Origin of the sequence: Aeromonas sp. Y318-1 (assembly GCF_027706125.1) — a bacterium.
Classification (GTDB): Bacteria; Pseudomonadota; Gammaproteobacteria; order Enterobacterales; family Aeromonadaceae; genus Aeromonas; species Aeromonas hydrophila.
Genome location: NZ_JAPDCM010000005.1, coordinates 247,788 through 267,371, shown reverse-complemented (window position 1 = coordinate 267,371; position 19,584 = coordinate 247,788). Strand labels below are relative to the sequence as shown.

At 60.3% G+C, this 19,584-nt stretch carries 17 protein-coding genes; 4 read left to right on the top strand and 13 right to left on the bottom strand.

The window, feature by feature from the left end; translation table 11 throughout:
* Positions 1 to 17: 17 nt before the first annotated feature.
* The 8 genes from OKB87_RS10060 to tapM form a co-directional block, all read right to left on the bottom strand.
* Positions 18 to 1,625 (bottom strand): SPOR domain-containing protein, encoded by a 1,608-nt coding sequence (locus OKB87_RS10060; RefSeq protein WP_270827313.1) that lies wholly within the window; start codon positions 1,623 to 1,625, stop codon positions 18 to 20.
* The gene (gene aroB, locus OKB87_RS10055; RefSeq protein ID WP_011706965.1) at positions 1,615 to 2,697 is read right to left on the bottom strand and encodes a 3-dehydroquinate synthase; all 1,083 of its coding nucleotides are present in this window, start codon (positions 2,695 to 2,697) and stop codon (positions 1,615 to 1,617) included. Before aroB ends, OKB87_RS10060 begins: the two co-directional genes overlap by 11 nt.
* Positions 2,698 to 2,712: 15 nt before the next feature.
* Entirely contained in the window at positions 2,713 to 3,231 is a 519-nt protein-coding gene (gene aroK / locus OKB87_RS10050; RefSeq protein ID WP_005298388.1) for a shikimate kinase AroK, read from the bottom strand.
* Between the two features lie 191 nt (positions 3,232 to 3,422).
* Positions 3,423 to 5,624: a type IV pilus secretin PilQ gene (locus OKB87_RS10045; protein WP_270827309.1), complete on the bottom strand. Its 2,202-nt coding sequence runs from the start codon at positions 5,622 to 5,624 to the stop codon at positions 3,423 to 3,425.
* 14 nt (positions 5,625 to 5,638) lie between these two features.
* Positions 5,639 to 6,169 (bottom strand): pilus assembly protein PilP, encoded by a 531-nt coding sequence (locus OKB87_RS10040; protein ID WP_270827308.1) that lies wholly within the window; start codon positions 6,167 to 6,169, stop codon positions 5,639 to 5,641.
* Positions 6,166 to 6,765, bottom strand: a complete 600-nt coding sequence (tapO, locus tag OKB87_RS10035; RefSeq protein ID WP_011706968.1) for a PilO family type IV pilus biogenesis protein TapO — start codon at positions 6,763 to 6,765, stop codon at positions 6,166 to 6,168. Before tapO ends, OKB87_RS10040 begins: the two co-directional genes overlap by 4 nt.
* Complete coding sequence (tapN, locus tag OKB87_RS10030) at positions 6,762 to 7,340, bottom strand: PilN family type IV pilus biogenesis protein TapN (RefSeq protein WP_270827307.1); 579 nt, start codon at positions 7,338 to 7,340, stop codon at positions 6,762 to 6,764. Before tapN ends, tapO begins: the two co-directional genes overlap by 4 nt.
* Positions 7,328 to 8,398, bottom strand: a complete 1,071-nt coding sequence (tapM, locus tag OKB87_RS10025; RefSeq protein ID WP_029299362.1) for a PilM family type IVa pilus assembly protein TapM — start codon at positions 8,396 to 8,398, stop codon at positions 7,328 to 7,330. Before tapM ends, tapN begins: the two co-directional genes overlap by 13 nt.
* 286 nt (positions 8,399 to 8,684) lie before the next feature.
* On the opposite strand from tapM, the gene OKB87_RS10020 reads away from it, so the two are divergent.
* On the top strand, positions 8,685 to 11,174 hold the full coding sequence (locus OKB87_RS10020) for a penicillin-binding protein 1A (RefSeq protein ID WP_270827306.1): 2,490 nt from the start codon (positions 8,685 to 8,687) through the stop codon (positions 11,172 to 11,174).
* A 76-nt stretch (positions 11,175 to 11,250) separates the two neighbouring features.
* Here OKB87_RS10020 and oxyR read toward each other — a convergent pair whose 3' ends face one another.
* The 4 genes from oxyR to OKB87_RS10000 all read right to left on the bottom strand — a co-directional run bounded on the left by oxyR (position 11,251) and on the right by OKB87_RS10000 (position 15,742).
* Positions 11,251 to 12,147 carry a DNA-binding transcriptional regulator OxyR gene (oxyR, locus tag OKB87_RS10015; RefSeq protein WP_017409206.1) on the bottom strand — a complete coding sequence of 299 codons (897 nt, stop codon included), beginning with the start codon at positions 12,145 to 12,147 and terminating at the stop codon, positions 11,251 to 11,253.
* Between the two features lie 155 nt (positions 12,148 to 12,302).
* Positions 12,303 to 13,943 carry a methyl-accepting chemotaxis protein gene (locus OKB87_RS10010; RefSeq protein ID WP_042065028.1) on the bottom strand — a complete coding sequence of 547 codons (1,641 nt, stop codon included), beginning with the start codon at positions 13,941 to 13,943 and terminating at the stop codon, positions 12,303 to 12,305.
* A 222-nt stretch (positions 13,944 to 14,165) separates the two neighbouring features.
* Positions 14,166 to 14,801, bottom strand: coding sequence for a DsbA family protein (locus OKB87_RS10005; protein ID WP_270827304.1), 636 nt, complete (start codon positions 14,799 to 14,801; stop codon positions 14,166 to 14,168).
* An 80-nt stretch (positions 14,802 to 14,881) separates the two neighbouring features.
* Complete coding sequence (locus OKB87_RS10000) at positions 14,882 to 15,742, bottom strand: Vmh family MBL fold metallo-hydrolase (protein WP_045527849.1); 861 nt, start codon at positions 15,740 to 15,742, stop codon at positions 14,882 to 14,884.
* Between the two features lie 126 nt (positions 15,743 to 15,868).
* On the opposite strand from OKB87_RS10000, the gene OKB87_RS09995 reads away from it, so the two are divergent.
* On the top strand, positions 15,869 to 16,768 hold the full coding sequence (locus OKB87_RS09995) for a LysR family transcriptional regulator (protein WP_270827301.1): 900 nt from the start codon (positions 15,869 to 15,871) through the stop codon (positions 16,766 to 16,768).
* An 82-nt stretch (positions 16,769 to 16,850) separates the two neighbouring features.
* Here OKB87_RS09995 and OKB87_RS09990 read toward each other — a convergent pair whose 3' ends face one another.
* Positions 16,851 to 17,627, bottom strand: coding sequence for a BPSS1780 family membrane protein (locus OKB87_RS09990; RefSeq protein WP_016351640.1), 777 nt, complete (start codon positions 17,625 to 17,627; stop codon positions 16,851 to 16,853).
* Positions 17,628 to 17,803: 176 nt separating this feature from the next.
* On the opposite strand from OKB87_RS09990, the gene OKB87_RS09985 reads away from it, so the two are divergent.
* Together OKB87_RS09985 and OKB87_RS09980 are read left to right on the top strand one after the other, a co-directional pair.
* The gene (locus OKB87_RS09985; RefSeq protein WP_270827300.1) at positions 17,804 to 18,658 is read left to right on the top strand and encodes a hypothetical protein; all 855 of its coding nucleotides are present in this window, start codon (positions 17,804 to 17,806) and stop codon (positions 18,656 to 18,658) included.
* Positions 18,659 to 18,701: 43 nt separating this feature from the next.
* A complete protein-coding gene (locus OKB87_RS09980; RefSeq protein ID WP_044800557.1) occupies positions 18,702 to 19,526 on the top strand; it encodes a M23 family metallopeptidase in 825 nt (274 codons plus the stop codon).
* The last annotated feature ends 58 nt before the right edge of the window (positions 19,527 to 19,584 follow it).

Below are 19,584 nucleotides of genomic sequence, written 5' to 3'. Positions count from 1 at the left end.
CTTCCCGGTCAAAATGGCTATTGCTTCAACTCTTTTTGTACCTGCGCAAACGACTTGGGCCAGGGTTGACCCTTCAGCAAGGCGGGCGACAGCTTGCGAATGGCGGCCTTGGCCTGGTTGCTGCTGGCGTAGTCCCCCTGCAGCACCACGTACCAGGGGCTGCCGCGGAACTTGGTCTGATAGACCCAGATCTTTCCGGCCAGACCATTTTCGGCCACGAACTTGTCCACCGCCTTGGTGTTGCTCGCCCCCATCAGCTGGATGCTGTAGTGGTTTCTGGGCTTCTTGTTCAGAGTGGCGGCGGGGGTCAGCGCCACCTTGGGAGCAGGAGCCGCCACCGGTTCGACCGCGACTGGCTTGGCCACCGGCTTGCTGGCCACTGGCGTGGGTTGGGCCTTGGCGGTGTTTGCCGGCTGGGCAGTCTGAGCAGTGGCATTGGGTGTAACAGCCTGCTCGGCAGGAGCAACCTGAGTGGCCACCGCTTGCGAATCGGTACCGGTCAGCTCATCCACCACCGCAGTGGGCAGGGCGCCGCTGACGTTGGGCTGCTTCATCAGCTTCTCGACCACCTCGTCGGAGATCACCACCCGGCGTCCTTCGTAGTTGGTCGATTCGGTGGTCACGGTGTCGCTCTCCACCGCCTTGGGCAATACCTTGGCATCCGGCTGCCAGTCGCGTACCACGCCGCCGGGATTGCTGGCGGCGCCATCACTGGCCGCACTCTGGCTGCCATTCTGGCTGGTGCTGCCGCCGCCGATGGTCAGCGGATCGCCACCCGAGACGGGGATGGGCAACGCCGTGGTTTGGGTGGGCTCGGGGGCGGAACTCTTGCTGTCGCCGCCAAACAGGGCCGGCAGCAGATAACTCAGCGCAAGCAGACCGCCGGCCAGCAGGGCCAGCAGGGTTGCAATCTTCTTGACGGGCAACTCGGCCTGACGTTTCTTGGGCCTTCTGTCGGTCATGATATCCTCCAGTAACTGCATGATGGTGGACGGATGTCCATTTGCCACTTTCAGGATCTCTTCCACTTTCAGCTTGGGCAAGAGGGCTGTCGGGATCTTGAGCTCTTTGGCCTTCTCATACAAGAAGATGCGTTGTTCGGGCGCGCCAAGCGGCGCGACTTCCAGCTCCAGCGCGGGCATCGCCCGCCCTTTCAGCTGCGCCTTCTGATTGCGACACCAGACGTCACTGCCGGATAGCACGATGGCCAACTGATGGGGGATCTTCAGGGTATCGTTGTGACGACACAGGCTCCACAGCTCGCCGACCAGCTCGGCAGGCAGCTCGTCGGCCCGCTCGATCAGCAGCAGCAGGGTGGCCGGCTTGCCTTCCAGCATGCGGAAAAAGCTGTCTGCCAGCGCATCCTGCGGGTTGAACAACGGCCGGGCTACCACCTGGGGCAGCAGCAGCTGACGCACGTCCACCATCTTCATGGCGGGACTGCCGATCAGGCTGACGACCCGCACTTTTTCCGGCAATGCTCCCAGCAGGGATTCGCACAACGTGCCGCGACCACTGCCGGGTTTGCCGGAGAGAAAGATAAAAGGATGATTGAATTCAATCAGATGCAGCAGCCGGTCAACCAGCTGCCGCTGGGAGGGAAATTTCAGCAGTTTATTCGTCACGACCAGACTCGATCACCGCCAGCAGTTCAGCATCGGAGACATCGGCCACCACCTGGGCATGACCTATGCCGACCGGCAGCACCAGACGCAGTTTGCCTTCCAGCACCTTCTTGTCGCGGCGCATGTGGCGAATGAAGGCCGCAAAATCCATCTCTGGCGGCGCCGTCACCGGCAGATTGGCTGCCAGCAGCAAGGCCCGGATACGGTCTACCTGTTGCTCGGTCACGTCACCACGGGCCAGGGCGGTATTGGCGGCCAGCATGGTGCCTGCCGCCACGGCTTCGCCGTGCAGCCAGTTGCCATAGCCCTTCTCGGCTTCAATGGCATGGCCAAAGGTGTGGCCCAGGTTAAGCAGGGCACGCACACCGTGTTCGGTCTCGTCCTGGCCAACCACATCGGCCTTGATCTCGCAGCAGCGGCGGATGGCGTAGGCCAGCGCGGCCGGTTCCTGCGCCTGCAGACGGGACATGTTGGCTTCGAGCCAGCAGAAGAATTCGACATCCCAGATGATGCCGTATTTGATCACCTCGGCCATGCCGGCGGCAAATTCGCGGGCAGGCAGGGTCTGGAGGCACTCGGTATCGATCACGACGTGTCTGGGCTGATAGAAGGCCCCGATCATGTTCTTGCCGAGGGGATGGTTGACGGCAGTCTTGCCACCAACGGAGGAATCAACCTGGGAGAGCAGTGTGGTAGGCACTTGAATGAACGGAATGCCACGTTGATAGCTTGCAGCAGCGAAGCCGACAACGTCCCCTATCACACCGCCACCCAGGGCAATCAGAGTGGTATCACGACCATGGTTGGTTTCCAGCAGAGCGGACATGATCCGCTCAAAGGTAGCCAGGGTCTTGTAGGCCTCGCCATCCGGCAGGATCAGATGTTCAACCTGATAGCCCGACAGCAACTGGACAATCCGCTCAAGATACAAGGGCGCAACCACTGTGTTGGTCACAATCATGACCCGCTTGCCCTTGATGGTTTGCGTCAGCACCTCTGCATGCTGCAACAGACCTGCGGCTATCTCGATGGGATAGCTGCGTTCACCCAGTTCGACCTTCAACCTTTCCATGGACGTCCTCTATAATTACATGCCGATCAACTTAACGATTTGATTGGCAACAACTTTAGCGCTCTGGTCATCAGTCTGGATGACAAAGTCAGCCACTTCTTCATACAGGGCGTTGCGTTCTTGTGCCAGACGCTCGAGTACTTCGCGCGGCGGCTCTTCGGTTTGTAGCAAGGGGCGACGCTTGTCTCTTTGCGTACGTGCCAGTTGCTTCTCAATGGTGGTTTCAAGGTACACCACGATGCCGCGAGCAGAGAGCTTGTTGCGTGTTTCACGGCTCTTGATGGCACCGCCACCCGTCGCCAGCACGATACCCTGCTGTTCGGAAAGGTCACCGATGACCTTCTCTTCGCGGATCCGGAAACCCTCTTCGCCTTCAACATCGAACACCCAGCCGATATCGGCACCACTGCGGCGCTCAATCTCATGATCTGAGTCGAAAAACTCCATATGCAGTTGTTCTGCCAGATGTCTACCTATGGTGCTCTTGCCCGCACCCATGGGACCTATCAGGAAAATATTGCGTTTCTCAGCCATGTCTTTTCGTTAGTAATTACAAACTGTACGACCCCGACAAACTCTCGATCGGGGTACCTATGAACCTTATCTTGCGATGGATCAGGAGGGGGATTATCTCAATAGAAATCAGGACTGGCAACCGCAGCCCTTACGCCCCAGCCTCATTGGGGCGTAAGGTTATATGTGTTTTACCTTCACATGTAAAGTCTTCAGAAGGCGTCGGTGACTATCTTCGGCGTCACGAAAATCAGCAGCTCGCGCTTTTTGTTCTCGCTGGTTGTCTTGCGAAACAACACCCCCAGACCCGGGATGTCGCCCAGTAGCGGTACCTTGCTGACATCGCTCTTGATGGTCTGTTGATAGATGCCGCCAAGCACCAGCGTCTCGCCATTGTTGACCAGCACCTGGGTGGTGATGGACTGGGCGTTGATGGAGACGGCATCACCGGTACCGGTCGGCACGGTTTCACCCTTGGTATCCTGGGTCACGGTCAAGTCCAGGATCACCCTGTTGTCGGGGGTGATCTGCGGCGTCACCTTGAGGCTTAGCACCGCCTTCTTGAAGGTGACCGAGGTTGCCCCGCTGGAAGAGGACTCCACATAGGGGATCTCGGTACCCTGCTCGATCAGCGCCGGTTTCTGGTTGGCCGTGGTGACCCGGGGACTGGCGATGATCTCGGCTTTGCTCTCTTTCTCCAATGCCGACAGCTCGAGATCCAGCAAGGTACCATCCGCCAGCCGCGCCACCTGGAAGGCCAGGGTGCCGGCCGCATTGGTCACCGGCAGATTGACATTCAGCCGATCGTCAACCCCTGGTCGGGTGATGGTCGAGCCGCCATTGTTGTTGCCGGAACCGTCATTGCCCTCGATGGTGCCCGAGGTACTGTTGCCGTGACCGTCATTCTTGGTTACCCCCCAACGCACCCCGAGCGCCTCGTCAAAGCCGTCATCAATGGTCACCATCCGCGCCTCGATCACCACCTGCTTGACCGGAATATCCAGGATATCCAGCATCCGCTTGATGTTGCTGATGACGTCGGCAGTGTCCTTGACCACCAGCACGTTGGTCCGCTCATCAACACTCACCGCCCCCTTGGAAGAGAGCAGCTTGGTGCTCTCGGACGAGAGCAGCGCCGCCACTTCGGATGCCTTGGCATAGTTGATCTGCAGATACTCGGTATAAAGCGGTGCCAGATCGGCGACCTGGTTGCGGCTCTCGAGCTGCTGTTTCTCGCGAGCGGCAATCTCTTCGGCCGGCGCGACCAGCAGGATGTTGTTGTCCAGCCGCTTGTCGAGCCCCCGCACCTTCAAGATGATGTCGAGTGCCTGCTCCCAGGGCACCCCGTCCAGCCGCAGGGTGATGTTGCCCGATACCGAATCCGTGGTCACCAGATTGAGGTTGTTGAAATCCGCGATGAGCTGCAGCACGGTTCTCACCGGGATATCCTGGAAATTGAGAGAGATGGGTTTGCCCTGATACTGCTTGCCGGCAGTCGCCGCGGTGCGCTTTTTCACCTCGACAATGAACATCTTGTCCGCCTGATCGTAACGGTAGTCAAACTGACCGTTGACCGAGAGTTCAAACAGGGTGTCGTTACCCTGGCGGAACACCTCAACCTGAGAGACAGGGGTAGCAAAATCCTGCACGTTGATCAGATTAAGCAAATCGTCCGGTACCCGGGTGCCGTGAAACTTGGCAAGCACCGTCTGACCACGGCTGCTGACGTCAACGGCGGCGGAGCTGTTGTCCAGCGTCACCAGAAATTCCCCCTGCCCGTCCTTGCCACGCCTGAAATCGACCCCCTTCACGGAATTGAAGTAGGCCCCACTGGCCGCCGTCTGTGGTGATGGCAAGACCGGCTTGCTAGCCACGGGCGCAGCCACCGAGGCGCTCTGACGAGCAAGCTGCTGACTGTTGATCAGAGCGGACGAGGCTGCCGGCTGGGTATTGATAAGTGCAGACGAGGTCGGCTGGGGGGCCACCAGCCCGGAAGATGCTGTGGTGGCCGGCAGCGGCATGGCTGCTTTTTCTCCCAGTGCCACCAACAACTTGTTGCCCTGCTGATGCACCTGATAGGGGGTCAGTTGATCGAGGGCGATCTTGATATCGAGACCTGCCCCCTTGCCCTCGACCTTGAGGTTATCCACCCCTTGCTGCTTGATGGGCAACGGGTTCACGTTGAGCGCTCCCACCGCCCCCGGCACATGCAGCAGCAGCTGATTGGGTTCATAGGAGAGACGATCGGTAAATCCGCTGACCGGTTCACTGAAACTCAACTCCAGCAACAGCTGATCGGCCATCAGCGGATTGACCTTGACCTCCTGCAGGGTTGCCACGGCCCAGGCCTGGTTCCATGCGCCGGCGCAAAACAGCAGGGTAACTCGGGCTACCATACCTATTGTTGTTTTCATCGCATCATCCCTGATTATCGTTTTGCTTCAAGATTGGCCATGCCCAGCTGAGTTTCTCGGGTCACCCAGCATCCTTTGCCATCTGCTATAGTCTCAATCAAATCCACATAGGTGTCAGTGATCCTGATCACCCGTCCCTGATCCAGTCCCATGTGTTGATTGAGACCCACCCGGATGGATTGACCATCAGGAGTCCTGATCAAGGCCCACAACTGTCCCTGCTTGCCAAGTGAGCCCTGCATGCTCAGGCTGGCCAATGAATAGCGCTCCAGTACTTCTTTCTCCCTGTTGGCCACGATCTGGGCGCAATCCGGCTTCACCTTGGCATCCACCTTGGCACTGCTGGTTTCAGGCTGGGGGGCGATGAAAGGGCTGCGCTGATCGCTGAGGTGATAAGCCATGGGGGAAAAGGGTTTGATTTCGGGAAGAGGCTCGATGGGTACTGGTTTTCTGGCCTTGGTTGCGGCCACATAGTTGTCCATGTCGTCCTGTCCACCGCAGGCGGTCAACAACAGAGCAGGCAACAGCACGCAGAGTAGCTTCATTTGGTCTGCCCCACGGTTTTGCCATTGTATTTGTAAGTTTTGGCCAGCATCGACATAGCAATCATGTCGCCTTGCTCCTTGCCCTGTCCCAGCGTGAACGATTCCAGGATGACGATACGCGGCAAGGCCGCCATGTCGGCTGTGAACTTGCCTATCTCATGATAAGTGCCCACCACTTCGATTCGCATGGGCAGCTCGGTGGAGAACTCGTGCTTGATCTCGGGCTCCCAATTGATGCGATTCAATTTGAGCCCATTGTCGGTAGCAATGAAACTGATGTCATCCAGCAATCCGGCCACTTCGTGAGTATTGGGTAACTGCTTGAGCTGGGTATCAACCAACTGTTCGAGCTGCACCATCTGCGTCTTGTAGGCACCGAGGTTGGCAGCCAGCATCGCCTTGCTCTCGAACTGCGCCTTGAGCTCGGCCTCCTTGTTGGTCTCCTGAGTCAACAGGGTCAGTGAGTTGGCAATCACGTAGTAATAGATGGCTCCCCCCAGCAAGGCACAGAAGAACAGGATAAAAATTCCCTTGGCCAGCTTGGGCCAGCTGGCTATGTTGTTGAGATCCAGTTCGTTGAGCTGTTGTAGATTCATTGCTGCCCCTTAGCCACATCGACCGTGGCACCTGCCGCACCTGCGACCTGGAACATCATGGAGAACTGGCTGAGCGAAACGGGTGCCACATCGGCCGCAAAAATCGTGCTGATCTGCGACTGCCCCAGCCAGCCGGAGCCGTCGATGCGACGCATCATGCTGGCTACCCTGCCATAGGCCTCGGTCTTGCCATTCACATCTATTTGATTGTTCTGCAAGGCAAGCGTATTGAGGTAAACCCCGTTGGGAACCAGCGAAGGCAACTGGTTGAACAGGCGAACCGGCAGATTGCGACGCATCTGCAGGTGTTCGATCAATTGCATGCGATCGATCAGTTCCTTGCGTCGCTCCTTGAGCAGGCGGATCTCGCCAAGCTGGGCATCGAGGATGGTCATCTCCTGCAGCAAACGCTGGTTGCGCTGCTGCTGATGGCCTATCTGCTGCTCCACCAGCCAGTCGGCGGCAAAACCGAGGGAAGCCGTGATGGCCATGAAGATGCCCAGCATGACCCCGAATTGCTTCTTCTGCCGCTGGACCCTAGCCTCACGCCAGGGCAGGAGGTTTATATTTGACATGGCGTGAAGCTCCTCAATGCCAGACCCAGCGCCGTCATGAACTTGGCACCGTGGACCGCTCCCTCCCCTTTCGGCTTGCCGAACAGGGCAAAGGGATCAGGATGCAATACCTCACAGTTCAACTCGTTGCCGACCTGGGCCACCAGCCCGGGCAACAGGCTGCCACCGCCGGTGAGCACCAGTCTGGAAAGCTCCCTGTGCCCGGAGGAGCTGCAAAACAGTTGCACGTTCCGCCTGACTTGCTGCAGCAGAGCATTCATGTGGGGCAGCAACACATCCAGTTCGTGATCAACCGGCAGCTTGCCTTGCAACTTGGCCTGCTCGGCATCATCCAGCGACAGGTTGTAGAAAGAGGCCAGCGCCTGACTATATTGATCGCCACCGAAGTTTTGCAGACGTGAGTAGATAACCTCTCCCTTTACCAGTGCGGCAAAGGTCATGGCGCTCGCTCCGATGTCGATCACACCGACCGGTTTCTCCCACTCCTGCAGCTCCGGCAGGCAGGCAAGCACGGCGCGGCCCAGCGCGTGGGCGCCCACATCCACCACCTTGGTGGTCATGTCGGCTTCCGCCAGCGCGGTCACCCGCCCGCTCACGCTCTCGGTGCGGGCCGCACTCAGCAACACTTCGCGGCGCTCCTGATCGTTGACCTTGCCCAGAATTTCAAAATCCAGGCTCACTTCATCAAGGGGAAAGGGAATGAGTTGCTCGGCCTCGAGCTGAACCTGGTTCTCCAGTTCGTTCTCACCCAGAGCGGCATCCACCTGAATGACTTTGGTGATCACGTTGGAACCGGTGACGGCTGTCGCAACATACTGGCTGCTGCCCGAGATGAGGCGCTTGAGGGCCTTGAGAGACTGGCTGACCCGCTCGATATCCTGCAGCTGATAATCGACCAGAGTGCCTTTGGGAGTGGCGACTTCGGCCACCGATTCGAGATGCAGCTTGCCGGGACGACCGGTAATGGTCACGGCCTTGATGGTCTGGCTGCCAAAATCAATACCCGCCAGAGGAAGCAGAGAACCTTTGTTGAATAGCCCAAACATATACACATCCATGCGTTATTGGGTTTTAGGATTGATTGTAGGACAGCTAATCAGAAGATGATGACTTAACTCATCCTAAATGCTCTATCTATCAATGTCATAAAGTTTATGCCGAAAAGTGATACAACTCGCTTTCCGGCCGCCCCTCGCCTCCCCTTGGTTATTGAGCCGCAGAATGCTAACCTCCCGCCTCTTCTCGAGGAGCCGGGCAGCCGTCAGGAAAACCTCGAATTTCCGGAGGCAAAAGGGCTATACTCTGCGCCCGTTGGCTAATTTTAAGACGATTGGTAGTTCTTCCATGCTGAAATGGCTCGTACGCCTGTTTATTGTCATGATGCTGGGTGCTGTGCTGGGTGTTGCCAGCCTCATCGGTATCTACTTCTACATCAAGCCCCAGTTGCCGGATGTGACCGCGCTGCGCGACGTCAAGCTGGCCACCCCGATGAAGGTGTACAGCCGGGATGGGGAATTGATCTCCCAATTTGGCGAAATTCGTCGCATCCCGCTGCATCTGGATGAAATTCCCCAGTCCATGATCGATGCGGTATTGGCGACCGAAGATGCCCGTTTCTATGAGCACCCGGGGATCGACCCCATCGGCATCATTCGTGCAGCCACCGTCTGGGCCGTCTCCGGTCAGGCTCGCCAGGGTGCCAGTACCATCACCCAGCAGGTCGCCCGCAACTTCTTCCTGAGCAATGAAAAGACGCTGGTGCGCAAGATAAAAGAGGTCTTCCTGGCCTGGCGCATCGAGCAGAGTCTCTCCAAGGACGAGATCCTGCAGCTCTATCTCAACAAGATCCCGCTCGGCTATCGGGCATTCGGGGTCGGTGCCGCTGCCCAGGTTTACTTTGGCAAGGAGGTCAAGGACCTGACGCTGGACGAGATCGCCATCATCGCCGGTCTGCCCAAGGCGCCATCCATGCTGAACCCGATCCGCTCGCCGGAACGTGCCTTTGCCCGTCGCAACGTGGTACTTGGCCGCATGCTGGAAACCGGCAAGATCACCCAGGCCCAGTTTGACGAAGCGTCCAAGATGCCGGTCAAGGCCCGCTATCACGGTGCCGAGATCACCTTGAATGCCCCTTATCTGGGGGAGATGGTGCGCCAGAAGATGGTGGAGCAGTTCGGTGAAGATGCCTACACCATGGGTCTGCACGTCTACACCACCGTCACCGCCAAGCGCCAGCGCGCCGCCCGGCTGGCCTTGCTCGACGGCGTGTTCGACTACGACACCCGCCATGGCTACAAGGGCGTGACCGCCCAGCTGTGGAAAGCGGGCGAAGCCGATTGGGATTATGACCAGATCATGACCCATCTGGCCAAGCAACCCACCTATGAGCCGCTAATGGCCGCCGTCGTCACCAAACTGGCTGACAAGAGTGCGACCATAGTGCTGAAGAACGGCAAGCAGGCTGAGCTTGGCTGGAACGGCATCAAGTGGGCACGCGCCTTCATCACCGACGATCGCCAGGGCTTTGCGCCCCGCTCGGCCCGCGACATGCTGAAAGTGGGCGCCCAGATCTGGGTTCGGGAGAAGGGTGAAGAGCTGCTGCTCTCCCAGATCCCCGAGGTCAACGCCGCCCTAGTGGCCATGAACCCGCAGGATGGTGCCATCGAGGCGCTGGTCGGTGGTTTCAGCTTCGAGCTCTCCAAGTTCAACCGGGTCGATCAGGCACGCCGCCAGATAGGCTCCAACATCAAGCCCTTCCTCTATGCCACCGCGCTGGAACAGGGCTACACCCTGGCCTCCCTCATCAACGATGCGCCGATCAACCAGTGGGATCCCTCCAAGGGCCCCATGTGGCAGCCCAAAAACTCCCCGGCCATCTATGAAGGCCCCACCTCCCTGCGCCTCGGCCTCGCCAAGTCGAAGAACGTGATGTCGGTGCGCCTGATGCGCGCCATCGGGCTGGATACCTACATCGACGGCCTGACCCGCTTCGGCTTTGCTCGCGATACCATCTCGCCCAACGAGTCGCTGGCCCTGGGTGCTGCCGAGTTCACCCCGCTGGAAGTGGTGCGCGGCTACTCGGTCATGGCCAACGGCGGCTTTCAGGTCACCCCCTACTTCATCACCGAAGTCACCGACAGCTTCGGCGCACCTCTCTATCAGGCCAATCCGGCAGCCGCCTGCCGTGACTGTGGCGTGCTGGCCGCTGCTGGCCTCGACAGTGCGGATGCCTATGCCAATACGGCGCCGGACTGGAAAGCCCAGTGCCCCATCGATCCGGTTGTTCCCGGCAACATGGCACCGCAGACCATCAGTGCCCAGAGCACCTTCCTGGTGACCGACACCCTGACCACCGCCATCTGGGGTGGCAATGGCTGGCGCGGCACCGGCTGGCGGGCGGCGCGCGACCTCAAGCGCCACGATATCTCCGGCAAGACCGGGACCACCAACGAATCCCGTGATGCCTGGTTCTCCGGCTATACTCCGAATCTGGTCGCCACCTCCTGGATCGGTTTTGACAACCACCAGCGTGGGCTGGGCCGGGCCGAATTTGGCGGCGGTGCCGCGCAGCCCATCTGGATCGACTTCATGAAGACGGCGCTCAAGCAGGTGCCTGAGCGCAAGATGCCGGTACCGGAAGGGATCATCACGGTGCGGATCGATCGTGAGACCGGCCTGTTGACCAATCGGACCGACGGCAGCAGCACGGAAGAGTTCTTCAAGGAAGGCACCGAACCGACCCGCTACGCGACACAGAGCTCGGATGGCAATCAGGTGTACGGCGGTGAGGGTTCACCCACCGATGGTCCCGTCTCCACCGACGATATCTTCTAAACCACATCGGAAGATAAAAAAAACCGGCGCAATGCGCCGGTTTTCTTTTTTGTGGCCCCGTTGTAACGATGCGCAGTTAGCCAAGCAGGCTCTGCATCAAGCGCGAGATACGAGCGGCCAACTCGTTGAAGCAGGGCCGGCGCACCGAGTAGTGGCGATAGAGCAGCGCTATGGTGCGCCCAGGCACGGGGTCTATCACCGGTCGATAGCTGACGCCGCCCTCTTCGGCATTGGCGGGCACGGCGAGCCTGGGTACCAGCGTCATGCCGCTGCCGGCGGCCACCATGTTGCGCAGCGTCTCCAAACTGGTGCCCTTGAAGCGCTGATCCTCGCCGATACCGGCAGCGAAACAGAATCCCATCGCCTGATCCCGCAAGCAATGACCATCGGCCAGCATCAGCAACTTCTTGCCCTTGAGATTGCTGAGCGGCACCGCCTTGGCCTTGGCCTCCGGGTGCTGCTGGGGCACCGCCAGCCACATGGGTTCCTGATAGAGCGGGATCGAACCAAACCCGTCCATGCCCTCCAGCTCGGCCAGGATCAGGCAATCCAGCTCCCCCTCTTCCAGCCGTTTGAGTAACACCTGGGTCTGCTCTTCATAGAGGTAGAATTCCAGCTTGGGAAAGTGCTCGCGCAGATCCTGAATGATGTGAGGCAGCAAATAGGGGCCGACGGTAGGAATGAAGCCGATGTGGATTTCACCGGACATGGGCTCGGCAAAGTGCTGGCCGATGCTCTTGAGCTCGCGCACCTCTTTGAGCACCTTGCGGGCCTGCTGGGCCATGGCATCGCCAGCCGGGGTAAACAGCACCTTGCGCGAGGTACGCTCGATCAGGATCACCCCGAGTTCATCCTCCAGCTTGCGCAGCTGGCCGCTCAGGGTGGGCTGGCTGACGAAGCAGCGCTCCGCCGCCTTGCGAAAGTGCTTCTCCTCTTCCAGCGCCACCAAATACTCGAGATCGCGAAGGTTCATACATCCAGAATCCTGCCAACCAATGGGGCCATTAGCATGCCCAAGAACGGCGGAGCGAACAAGGGATGGTGCAAGAGGGAAAGTCGACTGACCGATAAAACAAGGCGGGCCCGGATCCAGGATCCGGGCCCGCAGCAGCGAGCATCCAATCCGCCTTACACCCGGAAGCGGCGTACCATCTCCTGCAACTGGGTCGCTAGGTGATTGAGGTCGTTACAGGCCTGTGCCATCTGGGTTGCACCGGCAGCCACTTCCTCGGAGGCATGGCTGATATTGACCACGTTGCGGTTGAGCTCTTCACTCACCGCACCCTGCTCTTCGGTGGCGGTCGCAATCTGGATATTCATGTGGGAGATGCTCTCCACCGAGCCGCTGATCTCGGAGATGGATGCCCCCGCCTCCCGCGCCGTGCTCACGGTGGAATTCATCATGTCCTGGCTTTGTTGCATGGTGGTGCCGGCCTGCTCGGCCCGCTGCTGCAGTTCGGCGATGATGGTGTTGATCTGGGAGGTGGAATCCTGGGTCCGCTTCGCCAGGGTACGCACCTCGTCGGCCACCACCGCAAAGCCGCGGCCCTGCTCGCCGGCCCGAGCCGCTTCAATGGCGGCGTTGAGCGCCAGCAGGTTGGTCTGCTCGGCGATCCCGCGGATCACCTCCAGCACCATGCCGATGTTGCGGCTGTCGTCGCCAAGCTGGCGGATCACCACGGCGGTGCTCTCGATGGCGCCGGCGACCTGCTCAATACGCTTGATGGAGTCGTTGACGGTGCGAGCCCCCAGTTCGGCGGTGCTGCTGGCGGCGCTGGCGGCGCTGGCGGCATCGCTGGTGTTGCGGGACACCTCCTGCACCGTGGCCTGCATCTCGTTCATGGCGGTGGCCAGCTGGTTCAGCTCGTGCTGCTGGCTGTTCATGTTGTTGGCGGACTGGCGCGCCACCGCGCTGATCTCTTCGGCTGCCGAGCTCAGTTGCACCACGGAGCCGGAGACTTCACTGACCAGGGTGCGCAGGTTCTTCTGCATCTCGCCAAAGCCCTTGGCCAACTGCCCCAGTTCGTCGTTGTTGAACTGGCTGGCGTCAAGATGGGCCGCCAGATCGCCAGCAGAAACCTTGCGGGTCTGCTCCAGCAGCGCCATGACCGGATTGCGGATCTGGCCGGTCAGCAACCAGGCCACCACCACCACGAACAGCACTGTGATGAGGCTGACGATGATGCTCATGGTGCGCGAGCTGCTGTAAAGGTCGGCCACCGACTTCACCATGCCATCGGCAATCTCGTTGTTGATCTCGCGCAGACGGTAGGATTTGGTGCCCACTTCTTCCAGGGCAATCCGGGTCTCGTTCTTGCGCAGGCTCTTGACCTTCTCCAGATCCCCGTTGGAAAACGCAGCCACCAGCTCTTCGTGCACCGAAAAATACTTGGCGCCAGCGGCCACCAGCTGTTCGTAAGTCTGCTTCTCCTCATCGGTGCTGAAGGGCAAGGAGCCATACTTTTGCGCCGCTGCATCAAACTCCTGCTTGGCTTTGTTGAAGGTGACGGTACGTTCGCTCACCTCCTGGGCATCCTTGTTGAGGCCACCTATCACCTGCGCCAGTTCGGAACGACGGGCATCGAGAATGGCCACGTGCATCTGGCTGGCATAGCGGGTCGACGGCAACAGGTTGCCCGAAATGGTGGCGGTATCGGCATAAAGACGGGACAGCTGAGTGATGGAGAACCACGCCAGCCCCACCACTAGCAGGGCCAATACGGCAAAACCGGCGCTCAACTTCTGACCTATAGACATATTTTTGAACATGATTGGTATCCTTGGCGGCTAGACGCAAGCCTGCGGAGTCGAGCTCCCAGGCTATCCCCATAGAGCATAGCGCGATGATCGCAAGCGGATGATTTTCAAACTGTCCGCTACTGAATATATCGTCTCGCCTGGGGATAGCATGAGCGCCGGACAGGTAGGAAAAATCTGCAACGAGCACCTCGGGCGCTGCACACCCGCCACCGGATACGACCTGCTGTTCGCTCAACGATTCATCATCAGCTGGATCTGGCGAGCAAACGCCTCTGGTTCACCCAGGAAGGAGGAGGCGGACAAGGGGGTCACTTTGTCGCCTTGCACCAGCCCCAGGGTCGGGTAGCCCTGCCCGCCGAGATGGCGCATCCAACGCTGGCTGTCGGCTAGATGACTCGCCAAATCGGCCTGCTGATAGGCCTTCACAAAATCATCCGCGCCAATGTTCTGCTCCGCCGCCAGGTTGGTCAGATGCTCGAGCGAACCGATCCAGATGCCATCGCGATAGTGGGATTGCTGGATGCGGTGCAGCAGGCTCAGACCGTTGCCACCCAGCGCCGTCACCGCCAGGATGGCGCGGATGGGCTGCTCCGAATCGAGCAGCAGACCATCGCGCAGCAGCAGCTCGTTGAAATAGCGTTCGCCGAAAGGCTGGCCGGTCAGTGCCTGGATCCGCTCGTCATGGGGACGGACGTAATCGCGCAGGGCCTGGCCCATCGCCTGCCTGCGCCCGCCAAGCCATAGACCACCGGCATGCAGCTCGATGCGCAGTTCCGGGATGGCAGCCGCAGCCTTCAACAGCGGGGCAGCGCCGTAGCACCAGCCGCAGAGGGGGTCGTATACATAATGCAGAGTCGTTTCGTTCATGTGATTCACTCATTCATTCGGCTAAAAAAACCGGGCCCTCGGGCCCGGTAAAAAAACACAGGGAAGTAGGCGTCAGGGGTTTACCACTTCATCTCGCCGGTGTTGACCTTGGCACCGATGGCCAGACCGTCGTCGACCGGCAGGGACGGGTAAGCCTTCTTCAGTGCTTCAATCAGCTGGCCGGAGTTCTTGGCTTTGGCCAGCTCCTGCTCAAAGCGCTCTACGTAGTCACGGGTGAAGGTCACGGCTTCAGTACCTTTGGGCGCAGTCCCCAGGAAGTGACCCGGCACCACACGCTCGGGCTTCAGCGCCAGCAGATTGTTCAGCGCCTTGACCCAGTTGCTGCGAGCAGCCTTGGTCTGGCTGTCAGCCATCCACACGTGCACGCCGCTGTAGACCGGTACGCCACCAAACGCCGTCTTGATGGACGGTGCCCACAGGTAGGCATTCGGGGTGTTCATCTCTTTGATCTCGATCTTCTCGCCATCCAGGGTCAGATGGCTGGCCGTCATCACTTGCGGCACGGTCAGGCTCTTCGGTGCACCCTTGCCGAGGATGGGGCTCCAGTAGCTCAGCTTGGCGTCCTTGGTCTGGTTGATATGGTCGACCACATGCTGGTCCGCCAGCACCTTGACGTCCGGGAAGGCTGCCTTGATGGGTTCCAGACCGAAGTAGAAGTCGGGGTCACCGGCACTGATATAGACGGTGGTCAGCTTCTTGCCGCTCTTCTTGATCATGTCGACCAGCGCCTGGCCGTTTTGTACGTCGAACTGGGCATCGATCAGGATCGCTTCTTTGTCGCCGGTCACCAGGGAGGAGGAGACCGGGAAGATTGCCTTCTCGCCCGGGTTGTAGACGGTCACGGTGAGCGGGGCGGCCATGGCGGCACCGCTCAGCAGGGTGGTGGCCAGGGTCAGGTTGCGGATCAGGGTATTGTTCATCGGGTATTCCTCATCAAGTCATCAGGGGTTCATCAGATGGACACAGTTTATTGGATCAATTACGGTACAAATACAGCATAATAAGCGCATCACTGTTGCATTAATCGAGCATATAGAGAGCCTGAGATGGATCGACTGACCGCATTGCGGGTCTTTGTCAGCGTAGTCGAACAGGGCAGCCTGAGCGGCGCCGGGGAGAAACTGGAGATGTCGCGCGCCATGGTGACGCGCTACCTGGCGGAGCTGGAGCAGTGGATGGGGGCACGGCTGCTGCACCGCACCACCCGCCGGCTCAGTCTGACCGGCCCTGGGGAAGAGGCGCTGAACCGGGCCCGCGCCATGCTGGCGCTGGGGGAAGAGATGGAGCAGATCGCCGTGCGCGGCGACGAGGCCCCCAAGGGGCAACTGCGCATCACCAGCAGCTATTCACTCTCGGAAGCCCTGCTGGTGGGCGCCGCCAATGACTACCTGGCACGCTATGCGGGCACCGCCATCGATATCCTGCTGCTGGACCGCACCGTCAATCTGGTGGAGGAGCGGATCGATCTCGCCGTGCGCATCACCAATGACCTCGACCCCAACCTGGTGGCCCGCCGGCTCGGCACCTGCCACTCCGTGGTCTGTGCCAGCCCGGCCTATCTGGCCAGGCACCCGACCCCGCACAAGGTGCAGGATCTCGCCCTGCACAACTGCCTCACCTACACCTATTTCGGCAAGAGCCTGTGGGAGTTTCAGGGACCGGACGGGCCCGAATCGGTACCGGTAAGCGGCAACCTCAGCGCCAACATCTCCAACCTGCTGCTGGAGGCGACCCTGGAGGGGGCCGGCATCAGCCTGCAGCCCCGCTACTCGGTCCAACCCCACCTCGACACCGGCACCCTGGTGCCGCTGCTGGCGCAGTGGCGGCCCAAGCGACTCGGCGTCTACGCCGTCTACGGCACCCGCAAGCAAATGTCACCGCTGTTGCGCAGCTTCCTCGACTTTCTGGTGGAACGCATGGCCGTCGACCCCATGTGGCGAGAGTAGTGGCGGGAACAAGAGACAACGCAAGAATGCGAAAGGGGCCTGCAGGCCCCTTTCGCGCATATGTCACACCAATCCGTTGGCGTCAGGCTTCGAAACCGGTCAGCGGAGCTTCGGCAGGCGTCTCCTGCGTCACGTCCAGATAGATATCCCGGTAGGCCACATAGATGGAGTAGTTGAGCGCCGGGATCACCACCAGCAGACCCACCAGCATCAGCGCCGCACCAAACAGCATCAGGATGGCGGCGATCAACCCCCACCAGAGGAAGGGCCACATGTTGGTCAGGCAGCCTTTGAAACTCAGTTTGGCGGCCTGCAGGATCCCCACATCGTGGAAAAAGATGAGGGCGGGGGCGAAGGTGATGGCCATCAGCACCGGGATCAGCAGTGCCAGCCCCAGCAGCAGACAGAGCAGCAGGCCCTGGGCCTGGGCCGCCGTCACCACCAGAGATTCGGGGTCCTGGGTCAGCAGGGAGGTGAGCCCCCACATGGAGAGCAGGCCCAGGCAGATGAGGCCGATCAGGCTGAACAGGGCCAGCACCAGCAGTCCCCCCAGCATCAGCGGAGTCAGCTTGTGGCGAAAACCGGAGAAGAAATCGGCGAAGCGCAGCGGATTGCCTTCATAACCGTGACGGGCCACCGCCACCCAGCCGGCACCCCAGACCATGTAAAGCAGCTGGGAGATGAGGCTGCCCGCCGGCAGACGCTCCAGCAGCAGACCGACCGCAAACCAGATGAGGACCATGGCGACACTGACCCCCATCCCCTTGTTGAAGACATCGAAACCGGATCGCACCCAGACCCAGCCACGCCCGATGGGGTGACGAGCAGGTTCTGCGCGCAGGGGGGACAATCCATTCATAACATTTCCTCGGTTCAAAACGGCTGGTTGCCGATTCTAGAGCCATGGGCCGACCGACTCAATGGCGGGTCACCGCCGAGGCCGGTTTTGCACGTCATGGCTGCTTGTATCAGACGTTACGGTTATCATAAGAGACCCCTTTGCAAGGGGCATTCACTTATTCAAGAGAATCCAAGATGCGTACATCTCACCTGGCGCCAATTCTGCTGGCCTCCCTGTTGCTCAACCTCTGGCAGTGGCAGGCCGACCCTGTCAAACCTCAGCCGGGATCCGACACCGCCAGCCCCGCCAACAGCCCGTCGCAATGCGATGCGGCCACCAGCCAGAGCAGCGGCCAGAGCACCGGGCAGAGCCTGCTGGCCAAGCTGCCCGGCAAGGGCAGCCAGAGCGAGCCCGCCCCCGCCCAGGAGGTGCTGCCTCCCAATCCCGAGCTGGAGGCCGCCATCAGCCAGTGGAGCCAATCGAGCGAAGGCTCCGTGCTGATCGAGCGGCTCTATGATGCCGAACAGGGCAGCCAGCTCACCACCGTCTTCGACCGGCTCGACATCGTGGAAGACGTGCGCGGCCAGGTCCAGGAGCAACTGCGCGAGCTCTATCGCCTCGGTTTCGACCATCCCGATGCCTATGAGCAGGAGAGCCAGCGCATCTGGGGCAACCTCAGCAACCTGCTCGGGGAGGATACCCGCACCCGGCTCGAACAGGAGATCTACTCGGGCGATACCAACCGCCTGCTGGAGATCCAGGGCCGCCTGGCGGAGCACGGCGAGCTGCTGGCACCGACCCAGCGCCAATCCCTGACGCGTCTGCTGAGCGAGGCGAACCAGCAGCTGGCCCAGCAGGAGAGCGGCGATGCCGGCACCTATCTGGAGAATCAGCGCGCCTATACCCAGCGGGTGCTGGAGAGCAGCCGCAGCTTCCTCAATCCGGATCAGCTCAAGGTGGTACAAGACATGCTGGAGCTGGACCTGGTGCGCCAGGAGGTGTCGGTCCAGATGGAGGCCATCTACCAGCGCTTCCAGCCAGCATCCTGATTTCGTTACCGTTTCGTTTTAGTCAACCCAGCCAGGAATCATCATGAGAGTCGTTTGTTGTCTATTGTTGCTGCTGGCCAGCCAGTCCGCCCTCGCCGAGGGCTTCATCAGTCGCCTGCTCAACCACCCGGTGCCGGGGGGCGTCGCCGTGGTGGCGCTGGGCAGCGAGGCGCAGGCCCCGACCGCCCGCTATCAGGGCAAGCCGGTGCTGGTGGTGCGTGAAGAGGGCAAACGCTGGATTGCCATCGTCGGCATTCCCCTCAAGAGCCAGCCCGGCCCCCATCAGCTGCAGGTGAGCGATGGCCGCACCCTCGGCTTCACGGTCGGCACCAAGCACTACCGGGAGCAGCACATCAAGCTCAAGAACAGCCGTCAGGTCAACCCTCTGGCCGAAGACATGACCCGCATCAACCGCGAACTGGCGGAACAGACCCGCGCCTACCAGACCTTCAGCCCGACCCAGCCGAGCAACCTGCTGTTCGACAAACCGGTGGACGGGCCGCTCTCCAGCCCGTTCGGGCTGCGCCGCTTCTTCAACGGCGAGGAGCGCAACCCCCACTCCGGCCTCGACTTCGCGGTCGGTGCCGGCACCCCCATCAAGTCGCCGGCGGCGGGTAAGGTGATCCTGATCGGCAACTACTTCTTCAACGGCAATACGGTGTTCGTCGATCACGGTCAGGGCCTCATCAGCATGTTCTGCCACATGTCGAAGGTCGACGTGAAGCTGGGCCAGAGCCTGCCCCGCGGCGGCATCGTCGGCCGGGTCGGTGCCACCGGCCGAGCCACCGGTCCCCACATGCACTGGAATGTCAGTCTCAACGACGCCCGTGTCGACCCCGCCATTTTCATCGGTGCCTTCAAGCCCTGAGGTCGGTGACCTGTCAGGGGCGCTCAAAACGAAAAAGGCAGCCGAGGCTGCCTTTTTG